Raw genomic sequence first — 17146 nt, forward strand, 5'->3', positions numbered from 1 at the left:
GACACGGGTCACTTCTTCGCGTACAGCGACTCGATCGCCGCCGCGTACGCCGCCGTGACGGCGTGGCGTTTGATCTTCATCGAGGGGGTGAGCAGGCCGTTCTCCTCGGTGAACTCGCCTTCCACCACCTTGAACTCGCGAATGGACTCGGCGCGGGAGACGGCCTGGTTGGCGTGGTCGACGGCCTGCTGGACGTCGGCGCGCATCCGGGGGTCGGCGACGATCTCGGAGAGCGGGGTGTCCGGGGACATGCCGCGCACGTGCAGCCAGTGGGAGACGTCCTCGGGGTCGAGGGTGATGAGGGCGGCGACGAAGGGGCGGTTGTCGCCGACGACGATGCACTGGCCGACCGGGGGGCGGCTGCGCAGCCGGTCCTCCAGGACGGCCGGGGAAACGTTCTTGCCGCCGGAGGTGACGAGGATGTCCTTCTTGCGGCCGGTGATGGTCAGGTAGCCGTCCTCGTCCAGCGCGCCGATGTCGCCGGTGGCGAACCAGTCGTCGGCGAGGGCGGCGTCGGTGGCGACCGGGTTGTTCCAGTAGGTGCGGAAGACGATGCCGCCCTTGATGAGGACCTCCCCGTCGTCGGCGATCCGCACGGCGGTGCCGGGGACGGGCCTGCCGACGGTGCCGGGGCGGGGCTGCAGGGGCGGGACGATGGTGGCGGCCGCGGTGGTCTCGGTGAGGCCGTAGCCCTCGTAGACGATGACCCCGGCGGCGTAGAGGAAGAGGTTGAGGTCGCGGTCGAGCGGGGAGCCGCCGCTGATGGCGTAGCGCATCCGGCCGCCCAGTTCCCTGCGGATGCGGCGGTAGACCAGCAGGTCGTACAGGGCCCAGGCGGCGTACAGGCCGGCTGTCGGACCGGGGCCCCGGTCCAGGAACTTGTCCAGGTGGGCCCGGGCGAAGCGCACGCCGACGCGGTGGGCGCGGTCGAAGGAGGCGCCGCGGCCTATGCGTTCGGCGGTGGCGCGGCCGGTGGCGTGGATGCGCTCGAAGAGGTACGGGACGCCGACGAGGAAGGTGGGGCGGAACCTGCGCAGGGCGGGGCGCAGTTCGTCGGGCTTGATGCTGGGGCAGTGGCCGATCTCGATACGGGCCATCAGACAGGCGATCTGGATCGCGCGGCCGAGGATGTGGGCCAGGGGGAGGAAGAGGAGCGTGGAGGCGGCCTGGCCGGTGATCTCCTTGAAGATCGGGTGGAGGAGTTCGACCGTGTTGGCGGCCTCCGCGTGGAGGTTGGCGTGGGTGAGGACGCAGCCCTTGGGGCGGCCGGTGGTGCCGGAGGTGTAGCAGATGGTCGCGGCCGTGTCCGGGGTGAGGGCGGCGCGGCGCTTGGTGACCTCGTCGTCGGGGACGCCCCGGCCCAGGTCGGCGAGGTGGGCGAGGGCCTCCCGGTCGATCTGCCAGACGTGCGGGGGCTGGGAGTGGCCGGCGGTGGCGGTGGCGACGGCCTCCGCGTTCTCGGCGCTCTCCGCGACCACGAAGCGGGAGCCGGAGTCGCGGACGATCCACTCGATCTGCTCGGGCGAGGACGTGGCGTAGACGGGGACGGACTGGCCGCCCGCCGCCCAGACGGCGAAGTCGAGGACCGTCCACTCGTAGCGGGTGCGGGACATCACCGCGACGCGGCCGCCCGGTTCGAGGCCGGCGGCGATCAGCCCCTTGGCCGTCTCGGTCACCTCGCGGGCGAAGGCGGCGGCGGTCACCGGACGGTAGGTGCCGTGCCGGTCGGCGCGGCGCAGGACCACCACGTCGGGTGCCTCGGTGGCGTTGACGAAGGGCAGGTCGGCGATGCTGCCGCCGGCCGGGCGGGGCGCGAGGGCGGGCGTGCGCGCCTCGCGGACGACACCCCGCGCGTCCCTGACGACCTCGGTCTTCGCGCGGTCGGTCAGGCCGCCGCGCTGTTTCGCCCGGTTCAATTCACCGCGTACGCCCATCACCACTCCCCGAGGCCCCATGAATCACGTTACCGGCGAGTCAACTTACCGGTACGTAAGGAAATATCAATGCTTCGGTATGACTGCGAGGGTCGAGAGGGGGCGCGTGATAGGTGTGGATCATGCGCCCCCACCGCTTCGGCCTCACCCTGATCTCCGCAGTCGCCTCCCTCTCCGTCTGCCTCTCCGCCGGCTCCGCGTCCGCCCTGGCTCCGCACGGTGCTTCGCCGGTCGCCGCCGCGTCGTCCGCCGCTCCTTCTCGTACGGCTCCCGGTGCCCGGTCGCTCACCGCCCTGACCGATCTGTTCGCCGAGCGGCTGCTCGTCGCGGACAAGGTCGCGGCGGCGAAGTACGGGACGACCACGCCGATCGACGATCCCGTGCGGGAGAAGGCGATCCTGGACGACGTGGCGGCGCGGGCGGTCGGGCTCGGCCTCGACCCGGATGCCGTCACCGCCGTGTTCCGGGACCAGATCGAGGCCAACAAGCTGGTGCAGCGCGGTCTTTACGCCCGCTGGGACGCGCACCCCGAGGAGCGGCCCACCGAGCGGCCCGACCTGGTGAAGGAGGTCCGGCCGGTGCTCGACCGGATCACCACCCAGCTGCTGAGCGCCCTCCAGGAGACGGAGTCGCTGCGGGCCGGGGCGTCGTGCGGGCCCCGGCTGCGGGTGGCGGCGCTGTGGTCCGCGATCGGCCACCGGCTGGACAGGCTGCACGGACAGGGGCTGGAGCGGGCGTTGCCCTCGGTCTGTGCGCCGAAGCCCTAGCTGTATTGCCCTGTGAGGTTGGGGCGCGGCTGGCGGGTGGTTGGCCCTTGAGCGCGGTGTGTCCGCGGTGGTGATTGTAGGTGTGCAGCCAGCCGGGGAAGGCGTCGCGTCGTTCGGCCTCGGTCAGGGGTGCATTACGGTGGGGCACGAGGGCCTTTCGGTCAGGTGTAGACGTCGCAATCCACACCGAACCGGAAGGCCCTCACCTGTTCAAGATCCCTCAGCCGAGACCTGGCTCACCCGTCCACAACCTCCCGGGACAGAACACCTAGGACCCTTCTGGCGGATCTCCGCGGCGTCGGAGATCCGCCAGAAGGGCCCTAACCCATCAACACCTCCGCCTCCCCGATCGCCTCGGCGAGGGCGTGGAGGTCCTCGTCCTCGCGGTCCCTGGCCAGGGCGTCGGCACGGGAGGAGAGCTCGCGCAGGGCCGGGCGGCCCGGGATGCCGGGCCGGCCGTCGTCCTGCCGGCGCAGGAAGTCGGCGAAATAGGCGGCCGTGGCGGCCACCCGGAGGCCGTACGGGGAGCTTGACCACAGGTTCCCGTGGAGGGCCGACGCCTCCAGGCCGGCCGACTCCTCGTGCGGGGTGCGGGTGTCGGGGTCCAGCCAGCGGACGGTGGCGGTGGCGAGATGGCCGCCGGTGCCGCTCCTGGTGCGGACGGCGTAGAGGGCGGTGACGGTGTGGCCGGGGCCGATCTCGCCGCCGTCGACACGGTCGTCGCGGAAGTCCTCGTCGGCGACCCGCCGGTTCTCGTAGCCGATCAGACGGAACTCCTGGACCGTCGTCGGGTCGAAGGAGACCTGGGCCTTGGCGTCGCGGGCGGTGAGGTCGACGTGGCGCGGGAGTTCCTCGCAGAAGACCTTCTCCGCCTCCTCCTCGGTGGAGACGTAGGTGGTGTGGCCGTCACCCCGGTCGGCGAGTTGCTCCATGAGCGCGTCGCCGTAGTCGCTGCCGACGCCCACGCCGAAGAGGGTGATGCCGTGCTCGCGGCGTTCGCCCGCGATGCGTTCGAGGATGGTGTCGGCGTCGGTGGAGCCGGTGTTGGCGAGGGCGTCGGAGAGGAGGACGACCCGGTTCGTCGCCCCCTCGCGCAGGCCCTCGACGGCGGTCTCGTAGCCGGTCTCGACGCCCGCCGCGAGGTTGGTGGAGTCGGTGGGCTCCAGGCTGTCGACCGCCTCACGGATCTCGCCCCGGTTTCCGTCGAGGCGGGTCATCGGCAGGACGGTCTCGGCCTCGTCGCTGAAGGTCACGACGGCCACGGAGTCGTCGTCGCGCAGCCGTTTCGTCATCGTGCGCAGCGCGTCCTGGGCGAGGTCGAGGCGGCCCGGTTCCGACATGGAGCCGGAGACGTCGATGACGAAGGTGAGGGCGGCGGGCGGGCGTTCACGGTCGCCCCCGGCGGCCCGGGTGGCGAGGCCGACACGGATCAGGGACCAGTTCCCGGCGCCGGTGCGGGCGCCGTCGACGGTCACCGAGAAGCCGTCGCCGTCGGGGCGTTCGTAGTCCTGGCGGAAGCTGTTGACGAACTCCTCCGGGCGGACCGTCGCCGGGTCGGGCAGGCTGCCCTCGTCCAGGGTGCGGCGGGCGTAGCCGTAGGAGGCGGTGTCGACGTCGAGGGCGAAGGTGGAGAGGTGGTCGGGGGACGGGGCGAAGTCGCCGGAGCCGTCGTCCTGTCGTTCGCCGCGCTGTTCGCCGGAGTCGGGGCCGTCGGGCGCGGGGGCCGGGAAGCCGTCCGCCTTTCCGCCGCTCCCTCCCCGGTCGTACGAGGAGGAGTCGCCCCCGTCACCACTGTCGCCGCAGCCGGTGAGGAGCAGGGCGCAGGCGGTGCCCAGGGCGACGAGCGCGGTGCTCGCCCGCCGCCCCGCCGTCCGCCTCGGCCCCGTCCTCCTGGTCGTCGGCGTGCTCCTGCGATACGTGTGCATCCGGGCCCCCTCGCCACGTCGTCCGTCGCCCTGCCGCGGGTTGCTCGCGGGCGACTGTTGTGACTGTGACGGCGCGGGGGGCCCGGATGTGCGCCACGGGGTGTTGCGGATGCGTCTCGAAGCGGCCACGACGGACGCCCGCCGAGACCGGTGGGTGATCCTCCGGTGACCTAGGAGACGACGTCCTTGCGGCCGAAACCGCGGAAGGCCAGCGCGAACAGCACCAGCGCGTACGTTACCGAGACCGAGACGCCCTGGATCATGTCGGTGTACTCGGGCTGCGGGCGGACGACGTCCAGCCAGGCGTACTGCCAGTGCGCCGGCAGGAAGTCGCGCCAGTCGCCGAGGGCGGTCACCGAGTCGAGCACATTGCCGACGATGGTGAGGCCGACGGCGCCGCCGACCGCGCCGAGCGGGGCGTCCGTGCGAGTGGAGAGCCAGAACGCCAGGGCCGCGGTCACCAGTTGGGACACGAAGATGTACCCGACCGTGATCAGCAGCGCCTGGGCGGCCGTGCCGGTGGCGAGTTCACCGCCGGTGGGCAGTTCCAGCGGGCCCCAGCCGTAGGCCGCCGTGCCGACGGCGAGTGCGACGACCGGCAGCAGCACCATCGCCGCCAGGCTGAGGGTGAGGCCCACGACCAGCTTGGACCACAGCAGCCGGGCGCGCGGCACGGGTGCGGCGAGGAGGTAGCGCAGGGAGGACCAGCTGGCCTCCGAGGCGACCGTGTCGCCGCAGAACAGCGCGACCGGGATGACGAGCAGGAAGCCCGCGGCGGCGAACAGGTTCACCGCGGCGAAGTTCGCGCCGGACGCGGTGGCCGTGTCCATCAGGTTGACCCGGTTGTTGCCCTCGCCGGGGGTGCCGCCGACCTGGAAGGCGATCAGCAGCACGAGCGGCAGGGCGACCAGGATGCCGAACATGACCATGGTGCGGCGGCGCTTCAGCTGCCGGACCAGTTCGACGCCGAGGGGCAGGGTGCGGCCCGCGCGGTAGCCGTCGGCGACCTCCACGGGCCCGGCGGACCCGGGGCTTGCGTGCTCGGCACGCTCGGCCAGCGTGCTCATGCGGACTCTCCGATCAGGGTGAGGAAGGCGTCTTCGAGGCGGCGGTGGGGGCCGACCGACTCCACGGGGACCTCCAGCCGGACGAGTTCGGCGACCAGGCGCCGGGCGCTGCCGTCGGCGGCGAGGCGGACCACCAGGCCGTCGTCGGCGCGGACGGCCGAGCCGACGCCCGGCAGTGCGGCGATCTTCTCGACGAGTGGTTCGTCCACGGGCTCGGAGGTGCCGACCAGCAGCGTGTCGCCGGAGCCGACGATCTCGCTCACGGGGCCCGCCTGGACGAGCTGCCCGTGGTCCATGACGACCAGATGCGTACAGGTCTGCTCGACCTCGGCCAGCAGGTGGCTGGAGACGATGACGGTACGGCCGGCCGCCGCGTACCGGATCATGACCTCGCGCATCTCACGGATCTGCGGCGGGTCGAGTCCGTTCGTCGGTTCGTCGAGGATCAGCAGGTCGGGCAGGCCCAGCATGGCCTGGGCGATGGCCAGGCGCTGGCGCATGCCCTGGGAGTAGGTGCGGACCGCGCGGGCCAGGGCGTCGCCGAGGCCGGCGATCTCCAGGGCCTCGTCGAGGTGCGCGTCCTCGGTGGGACGTCCGGTGGCGGCCCAGTACAGCTCCAGGTTCTCGCGGCCGGACAGGTGCGGGAGGAAGCCCGCGCCCTCGACGAAGGCGCCGACGCGGGAGAGCACCGGGGCGCCCGGCACGATCGCGTGGCCGAAGACGCGGATCTGGCCGCCGTCCGGCTGGATCAGGCCCATCAGCATGCGCAGGGTCGTCGTCTTGCCGGCGCCGTTCGGCCCGAGCAGGCCGAGGACCTGGCCCTTCTCGACGCGGATGGAGAGGTCGCGGACGCTGTACCGGTCGCCGTTCCTGTACTTCTTGCTCAGGTCGGTGATCTGCAACGGGACCTCGGCGAGCGCCGGGTCGGGGGCCGGGGTGACGGTCCGGCGGCGTCCGGTGACGAGGAGGACGGCCGCGATCACGGCGCCGGCGACCGGCAGGTACCAGACCCAGGCGGGCAGGATGTCCGTGCGGTCGGCCCCGCCGAGGGGCGTGGGCACCTCCAGGCCGCCCTTGAGGGAGACGGTGTACGTCGCCGGGGTCGTCGGGGAGGCGTAGCCGAGGTCGGTGGAGGCGAGGACCAGGCGGAGGCGGTGGCCGTCGTCGAGTTCGTGGTCGATGGCGGGAAGGGTGAGCTTCACGTCCTTGCCGGCCTTGGCACCCTCGACGCGCAGCGGCTCGACCAGCTGGGACGGGAGGACCTGGGACCTGCCGTCCGGGCCGACGTCGTACACCTTGGCGAAGAGGACGGCGTCCTCGCTGGTCGACTTCACATGGACCGTGGCCGTGGGCGAGCCGGTGATCTGCAGGTCGTCGGCGACCGGCTTCGACTGGAACGCGGCGAACTGGCCGGGGAAGTCGAGGGAGATGCCGACGCCGAGCGAGGACAGCTGGGCCAGGCCACCGCCGGCGCCGAGGCCGGGCAGGGCGGAGATGGCGGGCGGGTTGGCGCCGGCCGGGTTCTCGAAGGTCTGCTCGCGTCCGGCGAGGGCGATCTTCGTGAGGTCGCCCTCCAGGCCCGGGTAGGTGTCGTCGGTCGTACCGGCGAGACGGGGCTCGCCGTCGCCGGAGCCGGTGCCGAGGGTGCGGGTGACGCGGAACGCGGAGCCGGTGTCGGCGCCCTTGTCGTCCTTCAGGTAGCGGTCGAACCAGGCCCGCGTCCGGGCCTGGACCCGGCTGGTCTCCATGTCGCCGCCGTCATGGCCGCCGGAGATCCAGTCGACGTCCACGGGAGCGCCGTTGGCCTTGATCGCCTTGGCGGCGGCGTCGGCCTGGCCGAGCGGGAAGAGGGAGTCGGTCTGGCCCTGCATCAGCAGGGTGGGCACCTTGATGCGGTCGCCGACGGCCTCGGGGCTGCGCGCGGCGAGCAGCTTCACGGCCTCCGCGTCGGGCCGCCCCGACTCGGCGACCCGCTGGTACATCTCGCAGAGCCGCGTCTCGAACTTCTCGCAGCCGCCGCCGGTGTTGACGAAGAGGCCGGCCCACAGCTTCTTGAAGACGCCGTTCGGGAACAGGGCGTCCGCCAGGTTCCAGTACGTGATCGCGGGCGCGATGGCGTCGACCCGGTCGTCGTACCCGGCGGCCAGCAGCGCGATCGCCCCGCCGTACGAGGCACCGGCGATGCCCAGGCGCGGGTCGCCCTTCGTGTCGAGCTGTACCTCGGGGCGCTGTGCGAGCCAGTCGATCAGCTTGGAGACGTCGGCGACCTCGCCCTTCGGGTCGTTCAGCCCGATCCTGCCGGTCGACTTGCCGAAGCCGCGTGCGGACCAGGTCAGCACCGCGTAGCCGTCGCGGGCGAGGGCCTCGGCCTGCTCGCGGACGTCGTTCTTGCTCCCGCCGAAGCCGTGGCCGAGCAGGACGGCCGGGCGGCGGCCGTCACCGCCGGAGGTGAAGTACGAGGTGTCGATGCGTACGCCCTCGGCCGTGTCCACGGCCCGGTCGGTGCGCTTCACCGGCGCCGCCTCGTCCGAGGCGGCGGCCGTCCAGGTGCCGGCGCCCGCGAGCACGACGACGGCGGCCGCGGCGGCGAGAGCGCGACGCGGCCTCCGCCGGAGCGCTCCGCGCAGGCGCGGGCCGGTCAGTCGAAGATCCATGCGTCAACGGTACGGGGGTGTGGTGGGGTGTCTCGGCCCCCTCAGGGGGGAGGGGTGGGACATCCCACGGTCGTACGGGGGGAATTCGGTATACAGCGGGTGCGGTATACCGGGGTGGGGAGGGGGCCTGACAGCAACCTGATAAGTCGGGCCTCGCCGCCGGAAACGGGGTGGCGGGAGTGTCGGTGGGCCGGACAGAGTCGCTGCGCCTCGAATTGCAGCGTCCCGTCATTGCCCCACACCGTCGAGCAACCACCGCCGCCCCCTACGCCGCTCGGTAGGGACGCACACGGCACATAGTGACGGAGCGTGTATCGAAGTGGCTGCTGTGTGCGCGAAGGCTGTGCGCAACTCGGTGGCGTCCGGAGGGGGAGTGAGGAAGGCTCGCGCGCATGGTTTCGGTGTTGCAGAACGTCGCGATCGACTGTGCGGATCCCTACGAGCTGGCCCGGTTCTGGAGCAGAGTGACTGGCCGTCCGCTGCACCCGGAGGACAGACCGGGTGACCGGGAGACTCAGGTGCTGCTGGCGGAGGGCCCGGTACTGCACTTCAATCAGGTGCCCGAGTCCAAGGGGATCAAGAACCGGGTCCATCTGTGTCTGCGCCCTGAGACATCGCGTGAACAGGAGCTGGAACGGCTGCTCGGCCTCGGTGCCACCTTTGTCACCGATCACCGGAAGCCCGATGGCTCTGGCTGGGCAGTCCTGGCCGACCCCGAAGGCAACGAATTCTGCGTTCTTGGCAGCGAGTCCGACCGAGTCGCGATGGGTTCCTGACGGCCGCAGCGCGCCACTCCGTGCGGCCCGGTCCGCCCTGGCCTCGGACGCACACCGCTCCTGCTCGACGGCCGCGTACCGCTGCGCCGCCGATCACAGCTCGTCGTCCTCCTCGATGCCCTCGGGTGGCTCGGCCCTGTACCACTGGTGCGGAGCCTGAGCGGACCGGCGATGCCCGCTGACCAAGAGGGTGCAGGTCAGCGGGCATGCGCAGCGTGGTCTCAGTGGTTGCGCGGGAAGCCCAGGTCCACGCCCGTGGGGGCGTCGGCCGGGTCGGGCCAGCGGGTGGTGACGACCTTGCCCCGGGTGTAGAAGTGGGTGCCGTCGTTGCCGTAGATGTGGTGGTCTCCGAAGAGGGAGTCCTTCCAGCCGCCGAAGCTGTGGTAGCCGACGGGGACCGGGATCGGGACGTTGACGCCGACCATGCCGGCCTCGACCTCCAGCTGGAAGCGCCGGGCGGCGCCGCCGTCGCGGGTGAAGATCGCGGTGCCGTTGCCGAACGGGGAGGCGTTGATGAGGGCGATGCCCTCGTCGTAGGTGTCGACGCGCAGCACGGTCAGCACCGGGCCGAAGATCTCGTCCTGGTACGCCTTCGCGGAGGTGGGGACCTTGTCGAGGAGCGAGATGCCGATCCAGTGGCCGTCCTCGTGGCCGTCGACCGTGAAGCCCGTGCCGTCGAGGACGACCTCGCAGCCCTCGGCCGCCGCGCCCGTGACGTAGGAAGCGACCTTGTCGCGGTGGACCGCCGTGATCAGCGGGCCCATCTCGGACGTCGGGTCGTTGCCGGGGCCGATCTTGATCTTCTCGGCGCGCTCGCGGATCTTCTCCACGAGTTCGTCGCCGATCGCGCCGACCGCCACGACCGCGGAGATCGCCATGCAGCGTTCGCCCGCCGAGCCGTAGGCCGCCGAGACCGCGGCGTCGGCCGCCGCGTCCAGGTCCGCGTCCGGGAGGACCAGCATGTGGTTCTTGGCGCCGCCGAGGGCCTGGACGCGTTTGCCGTTCGCCGAGGCCGTGGTGTGGATGTAGCGGGCGATCGGGGTCGAGCCGACGAAGGAGACGGCCTTGACGTCCGGGTGCTCGAGGAGGCGGTCGACGGCCACCTTGTCGCCGTGGACGACGTTGAAGACGCCGTCGGGCAGACCGGCCTCGGAGAGGAGTTCGGCGATCTTGACGGAGGCCGAGGGGTCCTTCTCGGACGGCTTCAGCACGAAGGTGTTGCCGGTCGCGATGGCCATCGGGAACATCCACATCGGGACCATCGCCGGGAAGTTGAACGGCGTGATGCCCGCGACGACGCCCAGCGGCTGGCGGATGGAGGAGACGTCCACGCGGCTGGCGACCTGCGTGGACAGCTCGCCCTTCAGCTGCACGTTGATGCCGCAGGCCAGCTCGACGATCTCCAGGCCGCGCGCGACCTCGCCGAGCGCGTCCGAGTGCACCTTGCCGTGCTCGGCGGTGATCAGCTCCGCGATCGCGTCGCGGTTGGCGTCGAGCAGCGCGCGGAACTTGAACAGGATCGAGGTGCGCTGGGCCAGAGAGGACTGGCCCCAGGTCACGAAGGCCTCCTTGGCGGTGCGGACCGCCGCGTCGACCTCGTCGACGGTCGCGAAGGCGACCTTGGTGGTGACCGCGCCGGTCGCCGGGTCCGTGACCGGCCCGAACGTACCCGACGCGCCTTCGACGGTCTTGCCGCCGATCCAGTGGTTGACGATCTTCGTCATGCCGAGAAACTCCTTCTCACAGATGGCGGCGTCGGGTTGAGACGTGCCGGTCGTACTGCTCGCGTGCCTTGACCGCCGACGCGCGGGTCGCGGTCTCGGCCACAGGTACATCCCACCAGGCCTGCGCGGGGGGCGGGCCCGACACTGTGTCTGCCGTTTGGGTCTCCACGTAGACACAAGTGGGAGTGTCGGCCGCCCGCGCCTCGGCGAGGGCGGCGCGCAGGTCGCGGACCGTCTTGGCGCGCAGGACGCGCATGCCGAGACTGGCCGCGTTGGCGGCGAGATCCACCGGCAGCGGGGCGCCCGTGAACGTGCCGTCGTCGGGGTCGCGGTGGCGGTACGCGGTACCGAACCGCTCCCCGCCCACCGACTCGGAGAGGCCGCCGATGGAGGCGTATCCGTGGTTCTGCACGAGCAGCACCTTGATCGGGACGTTCTCCTGGACGGCGGTGACGATCTCGGTCGGCATCATCAGATACGTGCCGTCGCCGACCAGCGCCCACACCGGGCGCCCGGGAGCGGCCAGCCGGACGCCGATGGCGGCCGGTATCTCGTAGCCCATGCAGGAGTAGCCGTACTCCAGGTGGTACTGGTCCCGGGACCGGGTCCGCCACAGTTTGTGCAGGTCACCGGGGAGGGAACCGGCCGCGTTGATGAGGATGTCGCTCTCGTCGGCGATCTCGTCGAGGAGGCCGAGCACCTGTGCCTGGGTGGGCCGGGTGTCCGGCTCGTCGGCCTCGTAGCAGGCGTCGACGCGGTGCTCCCAGCGCTGCTTGTCCTGCGCGTACTCGGCGACGTAGTCGTCCGCGACCCGGTGCCCGTGCAGTTCCAGGGCCTCGCTGAGCGCCTCCAGGCCCGCCCGCGCGTCCGCGATCAGCGGCAGTGCGGAGAGCTTGTGGCCGTCGTAGGGCGCGATGTTGAGGTTGAGGAAGCGGACACCGTCGGCGGCGAAGAGGGTGTTCGAGGCCGTGGTGAAGTCGGTGTAGCGGGTGCCGACTCCGATGACCAGGTCGGCGGTGCGGGCGAGTTCGTTCGCGGTCGCGGTGCCGGTGTGGCCGATGCCGCCCACGTCCTGCGGGTGGTCGAAGCGCAGGGAGCCCTTGCCGGCCTGGGTGGACGCCACGGGGATGCCGGTGGCGGCGGCCAGTTCGGCGAGCGTCTCCTCGGCGCGGGCGTGGTGGACACCGCCGCCGGCGACGATCAGGGGGCGACGCGCCTCACGGATCGCGGTGATCGCGGCGGCCAGTTCGGCGACGTCGGCCGCCGGGCGGCGCACGTTCCAGGTCCGCTCGGCGAAGAACTCCACCGGCCAGTCGTACGCCTCCGCCTGCACGTCCTGCGGCAGGGCGAGGGTCACGGCCCCCGTCTCCACGGGGTCGGTCAGGACGCGCATCGCCTGGAGCGCGGCCGGGATCAGCGCCTCGGGGCGGGTGACCCGGTCGAAGTACCGCGACACCGGGCGCAGCGTGTCGTTGACGCTGATGTCGCCCGCGTACGGCACTTCGAGCTGCTGGAGGACCGGGTCCGCCGGCCGCGTGGCGAAGATGTCACCGGGCAGCAGCAGCACCGGGAGGTGGTTGATGGTGGCGAGGGCGGCGCCGGTGACCAGGTTGGTGGCGCCGGGGCCGATGGACGTCGTCACGGCGTGCGTGGACAGCCGGTTCGACTGCCGGGCGTAGCCGACGGCGGCGTGGACCATCGCCTGCTCGTTGCGGCCCTGGAGGTAGGGCATGTCGTCCGCGTACTCGACCAGCGCCTGGCCGAGGCCGGCGACGTTGCCGTGGCCGAAGATGCCCCAGGTGGCGCCGATCAGCCGCCGCCGCTCGCCGTCGCGCTCGGTGTACTGGGCGGACAGGAAGCGGACGAGGGCCTGGGCGACGGTGAGCCGCGTCGTCGACGGGATCGTCGTGCTCATCGGTACCCCTCCGTGTGATCGGGGTGGAAGCAGATCCGCCACTGCCGCTCGGGGCCCGGACCGGCCATGACGTTCAGGTAGTACATGCTGTGGCCGGGCTGCGCGATGGACGGGCCGTGCCAGCCGTCGGGCACGAGGACCGCGTCCCCGGAACGGACCTCGGCGAGCACTTCGGAGCCGCCCTCGCGGGAGGGGGACACGCGCTGGTAGCCGAAGCCGTTCGGGCCGTCGATCTCGAAGTAGTAGATCTCCTCGAGTTCGGTCTCCTCGCCGGGGCGGTTCTCGTCGTGCTTGTGCGGCGGGTACGAGGACCAGTTGCCGCCGGGGGTGATGACCTCGACGGTGATCAGCTTGTCGCACTCGAAGGCGTCCGCGGAGGCGAAGTTGCGTACCTGGCGGGCGCAGGTGCCGCTGCCCCGGTCCTCCACGGGGACCTCCGGCGCGGGGCCGTAACGAGCGGGGAGTCGTCGCTCGCACTTCGCTCCTGCCAAAGCGAAGCGGCCTCCCGCGCCGGAGGCGATCTGTACCCGGGCGTCGCGGGGCGCGTACACGAAGTCGGAGACTCCGGCGAACACGCTCTCCCTGCCCAGGATTTCGAACTCGGTGACACCGCCACCGTCTGAATTGCCCGGTTCCTCCGACACGCGCACCGTACAACCGCCGCCCAGGGACAGCACGATCCACTCGCTGTCCCCGGTCGTGAACGAGTGCGTCCCGTCCGGCCCCAACTCCACGACGCGCAGGCTGCTGTGGGTCCAGCCGGCCCGCTTCGGGTCGATGTCGACGGTGTACCGGGCGTTCGCGGTCGCGCCCTTGGGTACGTACAGCTCGGTCTTCTGTGTCATGCGGCCCTCACAACAGTCCTACGGCGGTGTCCACGGCGGCGGTCACGTCGTCGTCCGCCGGGTAGAGCAACGAGCGGCCGACCACCAGGCCCTGCACGGTGGGCAGTTGCAGCGCGCCCCGCCACTTCTCGTACGCGCCGTCCTGGTCCTCGCCGACGTCGCCGCCGAGCAGGACGGCGGGCAGTGTGGAGGTCTCCATCACGCGGGCCATGTCGTCGGGGTTGTCGGTGACGGGCACCTTCAGCCAGGTGTACGCCGAGGTGCCGCCGAGCCCGGCGGCTATGGCGATCGACCTGGTGACGGCGTCGGCGCTCAGGTCGTTCCTGACCTTGCCGGTGTCGGGGTCGCGGCGGCTGATGAACGGCTCGACGAAGACGGGGAGCCTTCGCTCGGCCATGGCGTCCACGGCACGGGCGGTGGACTCCAGGGTGGTGAGGGAGCCCGGGTCGTCGTAGTCGACGCGCAGCAGGAGCTTGCCGGCGTCGAAGCCGAGGCGCCGCATGTCCTCGGGGCGGTGGCCGGTGAAGCGGTCGTCCAGTTCGAAGCTGGCGCCCGCGAGGCCGCCCCGGTTCATGGAGCCCATGACGACCTTGCCGTCGAGGGCGCCGAGCAGGAGCAGGTCGTCGAGGATGTCGGCGGTCGCGAGGACACCGTCCACACCGGGCCGGGACAGCGCCAGGCACAGCCGTTCGAGGAGGTCGGCGCGGTTGGCCATGGCGAGCTTGCGGTCGCCGACGGAGAGGGCGCCGCGGGCCGGGTGGTCGGCGGCGACGATCATCAGGCGGCCGCTGTCACCGATCAGGGGGCGCCTCACACGCCGGGCGGCGGCCTCGGCGATGGCCTCCGGGTGGTGGACCCGGGTGCGGACGAGGGCGGAGACGTCGATGTTCACAGGACCGCTCCCGCCGCGACCGCCGCCTCGATCTCGTCCGCCGTGGGCATGGCGGACGAGCACTCCAGGCGGGAGGCGACGATGGCCCCGGCGGCGTTGGCGTGCCGCATGATCTTCTCCAGGCCCCAGCCCTCGAGCAGGCCGTGGCAGAGGGAGCCGCCGAAGGCGTCACCGGCGCCGAGGCCGTTCAGGACCTCGACGGGCAGCGGCGGGACCTCGGCGGAGTCGCCCTTGCTGTTGACCGCGAGGACGCCCTTGGGGCCCTGCTTGACGACCGCGAGTTCGACCCCTGCGTCGAGGAGCGCGCGAGCGGCGGCGTGCGGTTCGCGGACTCCGGTGGCGACCTCGACCTCGTCGAGGTTGCCGACCGCGACGGTGGTGTGCCGCAGAGCCTCCTCGTAGAACGGGCGGGCCTCGGCCGGGTCGCTCCAGAACATGGGCCGCCAGTCGAGGTCGAAGACCGTCGTCCCGGCCTTGGCCCGGTGGGCGAGGGCGGCGAGCGTCGCCGTACGGCTGGGCTCCTCGCTCAGGCCCGTGCCGGTCACCCAGAAGATGCGGGTCCCGGCGATGGCGTCGAGGTCCAGCTCGTGCGCGTCGATCTCCAGGTCCGGGGCCTTCGGGCGGCGGTAGAAGTACAGCGGGAAGTCGTCCGGCGGGAAGACCTCGCAGAAGGTGATGGGGGTCGCGAGGCCCGGGACCGGGGTGACCCAGCGGTCGTCCACGCCGAAGTCGCGCAGCGCCTGGTGGAGGTACTCGCCGAAGGGGTCCTCGCCGGTGCGGGTGATGACGGCGGTGGAGCGGCCGAGCCGGGACGCGGCCACCGCGACGTTGGTCGCCGATCCGCCGAGGAACTTCCCGAAGGACGTCACCTGCGGCAGCGGGACCCCCGTCTGCAACGGGTAGAGGTCCACACCGATCCGCCCCATGGTGATCAGGTCGTACGCCATCGAGTTCCCTTCATGCGCCGGTTCGGTCAAGGTCTAGTCCCGTCGGAGCGGCCCTGTCAATACTTTGTCCAGACATTCGGACTACCTATTGACACCCTCTGCTCCGAGGCTGAAGCTGACTCCCATGACGTCGTTGTCACCTCAGTCCTCACTCTCGCGCATCCGAGTCGGCTCGGCGCCCGACTCCTGGGGCGTCTGGTTCCCCGACGACCCCCAGCAGGTCCCCTGGCAGCGCTTCCTCGACGAGGTCGCCGCTTCCGGCTACGAGTGGATCGAGCTGGGCCCGTACGGCTATCTGCCGACCGACCCGGTGGTCCTCGCCGAGGAGACCGCCAAACGCGGCCTGAAAGTGTCGGCCGGCACGGTCTTCACCGGGCTGCACCACGGCCCCGACGTCTGGGAGAAGACCTGGGCGCACGTGGCCGACAACGCGGTCCTCGCCCAGGCCATGGGCGCCCAGCACCTCGTCGTCATCCCGTCGTTCTGGCGGGACGACAAGACGGGCCAGGTGCTGGAGCCCAGCGAGCTGAACGTCGAACAGTGGCGGCACCTCACCCAGCTCACCGAGCGCCTCGGGCGGGAGGTGCGGGAGAAGTACGGCCTCCAGATCGTCGTCCACCCGCACGCCGACACCCACATCGACAGCGAGGAGAACGTCGTCCGCTTCCTGGACGGCACCGACTCCTCGGTCGTCTCGCTCTGCCTCGACACCGGGCACTACGCCTACTGCGGCGGCGACAGCGTCAAGCTGATCGAGACCTACGGTGAGCGCATCGGGTATCTGCACCTCAAGCAGGTCGACCCCGAGATCCTGGCGGACGTGCGGGCGAACGCGGTGCCCTTCGGGCCGGCCGTCGCCCGGGGCGTGATGTGCGAGCCGCCGAAGGGCGTGCCCGAACTGGGGCCGGTGCTCGCCGCCGCCGCGAAGCTGGACGTGGACCTGTTCGCGATCGTCGAGCAGGACATGTACCCGTGCGAGCCGGACGCTCCACTGCCGATCGCCCAGCGGACGCGGGCGTTCCTGAGGTCCTGCGGGGCGTAGGCGCTCCGCTCGACGCGGGCGGTGCCGAGACGCCGGGGACTGCGGGTGACGGCGGGTGACGGCGGGCTGCGGGTGGTTCGCGGCTGGTTGCGCAGTTCCCCGCGCCCCTGTAGGGCGCGGGGGCCGACCCTTCGTCACGAGGCGCTCCCAATCGGCGCTTCTGTCACAGAAGTCACCTTCCCGTCACATACGTCACGCGTACGCGGGTCTTTCGTCATGCGTGAGCCACGGGCGCTCCCGCCGGTCACCGAGGGTCGTTGGCCGGTCACAGTCTTGTGATCGCCAGCGCAGCGCCCGGCTCCCCCGACGGCTTCCCAGCCGCCTCCGTGGCGCGCGCGGGGAGGTGCCTCTGATGACCGACCGCCGTCTCTGGTCGTACCAGGACATCGCGGCGCACATCCGTGTGCGGCCCGACACCGTCCGCTCGTACCGCAAGCACGGGCTGCTGCCGCCGCCCGACCACACGGAGAACGGCAAGCCCTACTGGTACGCCGACACCGTGCGCGCCTGGGTCGCTTCCAGACCGGGCAACCGGGGGCGCGGGGCCGACTGAGTCTCCACGCAGCCACTTCCGGCTTCCGGCTTCCGGCTTCCGGCTTCCGGCTTCCGGCTTCCGGCTTCCGGCTTCCGGCTTCCGGCAGTCAATTCGTTTGTCCCC

Annotated in this window: 13 protein-coding genes and 1 pseudogene; 4 read left to right on the plus strand and 10 right to left on the minus strand. The window is 71.7% G+C overall.

The features are described 5' to 3' along the window. Positions 1–8: 8 nt before the first annotated feature. Positions 9–1934 (minus strand): AMP-dependent synthetase/ligase, encoded by a 1926-nt coding sequence (locus tag ACFU5F_RS13165; RefSeq protein WP_383886144.1) that lies wholly within the window; start codon positions 1932–1934, stop codon positions 9–11. A gap of 122 nt (positions 1935–2056) precedes the next feature. Between ACFU5F_RS13165 and ACFU5F_RS13170 the strand changes: the two genes are divergently transcribed. Further along, entirely contained in the window at positions 2057–2701 is a 645-nt protein-coding gene (locus ACFU5F_RS13170; protein WP_383886147.1) for a chorismate mutase, read from the plus strand. On the opposite strand, the pseudogene ACFU5F_RS13175 reads toward ACFU5F_RS13170, so the two are convergent. The 4 genes and pseudogenes from ACFU5F_RS13175 to ACFU5F_RS13190 all read right to left on the minus strand — a co-directional run. After that, a pseudogene (locus tag ACFU5F_RS13175) lies at positions 2698–2801 on the minus strand (IS481 family transposase); the annotation flags it as partial. The gene ACFU5F_RS13170 and the pseudogene ACFU5F_RS13175 sit on opposite strands and share 4 nt — an antisense overlap. A gap of 220 nt (positions 2802–3021) precedes the next feature. Beyond that, positions 3022–4626 (minus strand): von Willebrand factor type A domain-containing protein, encoded by a 1605-nt coding sequence (locus tag ACFU5F_RS13180; protein ID WP_383886152.1) that lies wholly within the window; start codon positions 4624–4626, stop codon positions 3022–3024. A 170-nt stretch (positions 4627–4796) separates the two neighbouring features. Further along, positions 4797–5693 carry an ABC transporter permease gene (locus ACFU5F_RS13185; protein ID WP_383886155.1) on the minus strand — a complete coding sequence of 299 codons (897 nt, stop codon included), beginning with the start codon at positions 5691–5693 and terminating at the stop codon, positions 4797–4799. Next, the gene (locus tag ACFU5F_RS13190; protein WP_383886157.1) at positions 5690–8347 is read right to left on the minus strand and encodes an alpha/beta fold hydrolase; all 2658 of its coding nucleotides are present in this window, start codon (positions 8345–8347) and stop codon (positions 5690–5692) included. The genes ACFU5F_RS13185 and ACFU5F_RS13190 overlap by 4 nt, the downstream gene beginning before the upstream one ends. Before the next feature lie 392 nt (positions 8348–8739). Here ACFU5F_RS13190 and ACFU5F_RS13195 point away from each other — a divergent pair, with 392 nt between their 5' ends. Further along, a complete protein-coding gene (locus ACFU5F_RS13195; RefSeq protein ID WP_383886160.1) occupies positions 8740–9123 on the plus strand; it encodes a VOC family protein in 384 nt (127 codons plus the stop codon). 221 nt (positions 9124–9344) lie between these two features. Here ACFU5F_RS13195 and mmsA read toward each other — a convergent pair whose 3' ends face one another. From mmsA to iolC, 5 genes are read right to left on the minus strand one after another with little or no spacing between them, the layout of a single operon-like run. After that, positions 9345–10847, minus strand: a complete 1503-nt coding sequence (gene mmsA / locus ACFU5F_RS13200; RefSeq protein ID WP_383886162.1) for a CoA-acylating methylmalonate-semialdehyde dehydrogenase — start codon at positions 10845–10847, stop codon at positions 9345–9347. Between the two features lie 16 nt (positions 10848–10863). Then, positions 10864–12762, minus strand: coding sequence for a 3D-(3,5/4)-trihydroxycyclohexane-1,2-dione acylhydrolase (decyclizing) (gene iolD / locus ACFU5F_RS13205; RefSeq protein ID WP_383886164.1), 1899 nt, complete (start codon positions 12760–12762; stop codon positions 10864–10866). Beyond that, on the minus strand, positions 12759–13607 hold the full coding sequence (iolB, locus tag ACFU5F_RS13210) for a 5-deoxy-glucuronate isomerase (protein ID WP_383886167.1): 849 nt from the start codon (positions 13605–13607) through the stop codon (positions 12759–12761). The genes iolD and iolB overlap by 4 nt, the downstream gene beginning before the upstream one ends. A 7-nt stretch (positions 13608–13614) precedes the next feature. Then, complete coding sequence (locus ACFU5F_RS13215) at positions 13615–14499, minus strand: deoxyribose-phosphate aldolase (RefSeq protein ID WP_383886170.1); 885 nt, start codon at positions 14497–14499, stop codon at positions 13615–13617. Continuing rightward, positions 14496–15446 carry a 5-dehydro-2-deoxygluconokinase gene (gene iolC, locus ACFU5F_RS13220; protein WP_383886172.1) on the minus strand — a complete coding sequence of 317 codons (951 nt, stop codon included), beginning with the start codon at positions 15444–15446 and terminating at the stop codon, positions 14496–14498. The genes ACFU5F_RS13215 and iolC overlap by 4 nt, the downstream gene beginning before the upstream one ends. Before the next feature lie 124 nt (positions 15447–15570). Between iolC and ACFU5F_RS13225 the strand changes: the two genes are divergently transcribed. Both ACFU5F_RS13225 and ACFU5F_RS13230 read left to right on the plus strand, forming a co-directional pair. Then, positions 15571–16488 carry a sugar phosphate isomerase/epimerase family protein gene (locus ACFU5F_RS13225; RefSeq protein WP_383886174.1) on the plus strand — a complete coding sequence of 306 codons (918 nt, stop codon included), beginning with the start codon at positions 15571–15573 and terminating at the stop codon, positions 16486–16488. A gap of 352 nt (positions 16489–16840) precedes the next feature. Next, on the plus strand, positions 16841–17041 hold the full coding sequence (locus ACFU5F_RS13230; protein ID WP_037729589.1) for an AlpA family transcriptional regulator: 201 nt from the start codon (positions 16841–16843) through the stop codon (positions 17039–17041). Positions 17042–17146: the final 105 nt, after the last annotated feature.

Source organism: Streptomyces sp. NPDC057438 (assembly GCF_042802995.1).
Taxonomy (GTDB): domain Bacteria; phylum Actinomycetota; class Actinomycetes; order Streptomycetales; family Streptomycetaceae; genus Streptomyces.

What these genes read in the sequence shown, in the direction of transcription:
- ACFU5F_RS13165 (WP_383886144.1), bottom strand. Translation starts at nt 1,934, where the DNA reads ATGGGCGTACGCGGTGAATTGAACCGGGCGAAACAGCGCGGCGGCCTG.
- ACFU5F_RS13170 (WP_383886147.1), top strand. Translation starts at nt 2,057, where the DNA reads ATGCGCCCCCACCGCTTCGGCCTCACCCTGATCTCCGCAGTCGCCTCC.
- ACFU5F_RS13180 (WP_383886152.1), bottom strand. Translation starts at nt 4,626, where the DNA reads ATGCACACGTATCGCAGGAGCACGCCGACGACCAGGAGGACGGGGCCG.
- ACFU5F_RS13185 (WP_383886155.1), bottom strand. Translation starts at nt 5,693, where the DNA reads ATGAGCACGCTGGCCGAGCGTGCCGAGCACGCAAGCCCCGGGTCCGCC.
- ACFU5F_RS13190 (WP_383886157.1), bottom strand. Translation starts at nt 8,347, where the DNA reads ATGGATCTTCGACTGACCGGCCCGCGCCTGCGCGGAGCGCTCCGGCGG.
- ACFU5F_RS13195 (WP_383886160.1), top strand. Translation starts at nt 8,740, where the DNA reads ATGGTTTCGGTGTTGCAGAACGTCGCGATCGACTGTGCGGATCCCTAC.
- mmsA (WP_383886162.1), bottom strand. Translation starts at nt 10,847, where the DNA reads ATGACGAAGATCGTCAACCACTGGATCGGCGGCAAGACCGTCGAAGGC.
- iolD (WP_383886164.1), bottom strand. Translation starts at nt 12,762, where the DNA reads ATGAGCACGACGATCCCGTCGACGACGCGGCTCACCGTCGCCCAGGCC.
- iolB (WP_383886167.1), bottom strand. Translation starts at nt 13,607, where the DNA reads ATGACACAGAAGACCGAGCTGTACGTACCCAAGGGCGCGACCGCGAAC.
- iolC (WP_383886172.1), bottom strand. Translation starts at nt 15,446, where the DNA reads ATGGCGTACGACCTGATCACCATGGGGCGGATCGGTGTGGACCTCTAC.
- ACFU5F_RS13225 (WP_383886174.1), top strand. Translation starts at nt 15,571, where the DNA reads ATGACGTCGTTGTCACCTCAGTCCTCACTCTCGCGCATCCGAGTCGGC.
- ACFU5F_RS13230 (WP_037729589.1), top strand. Translation starts at nt 16,841, where the DNA reads ATGACCGACCGCCGTCTCTGGTCGTACCAGGACATCGCGGCGCACATC.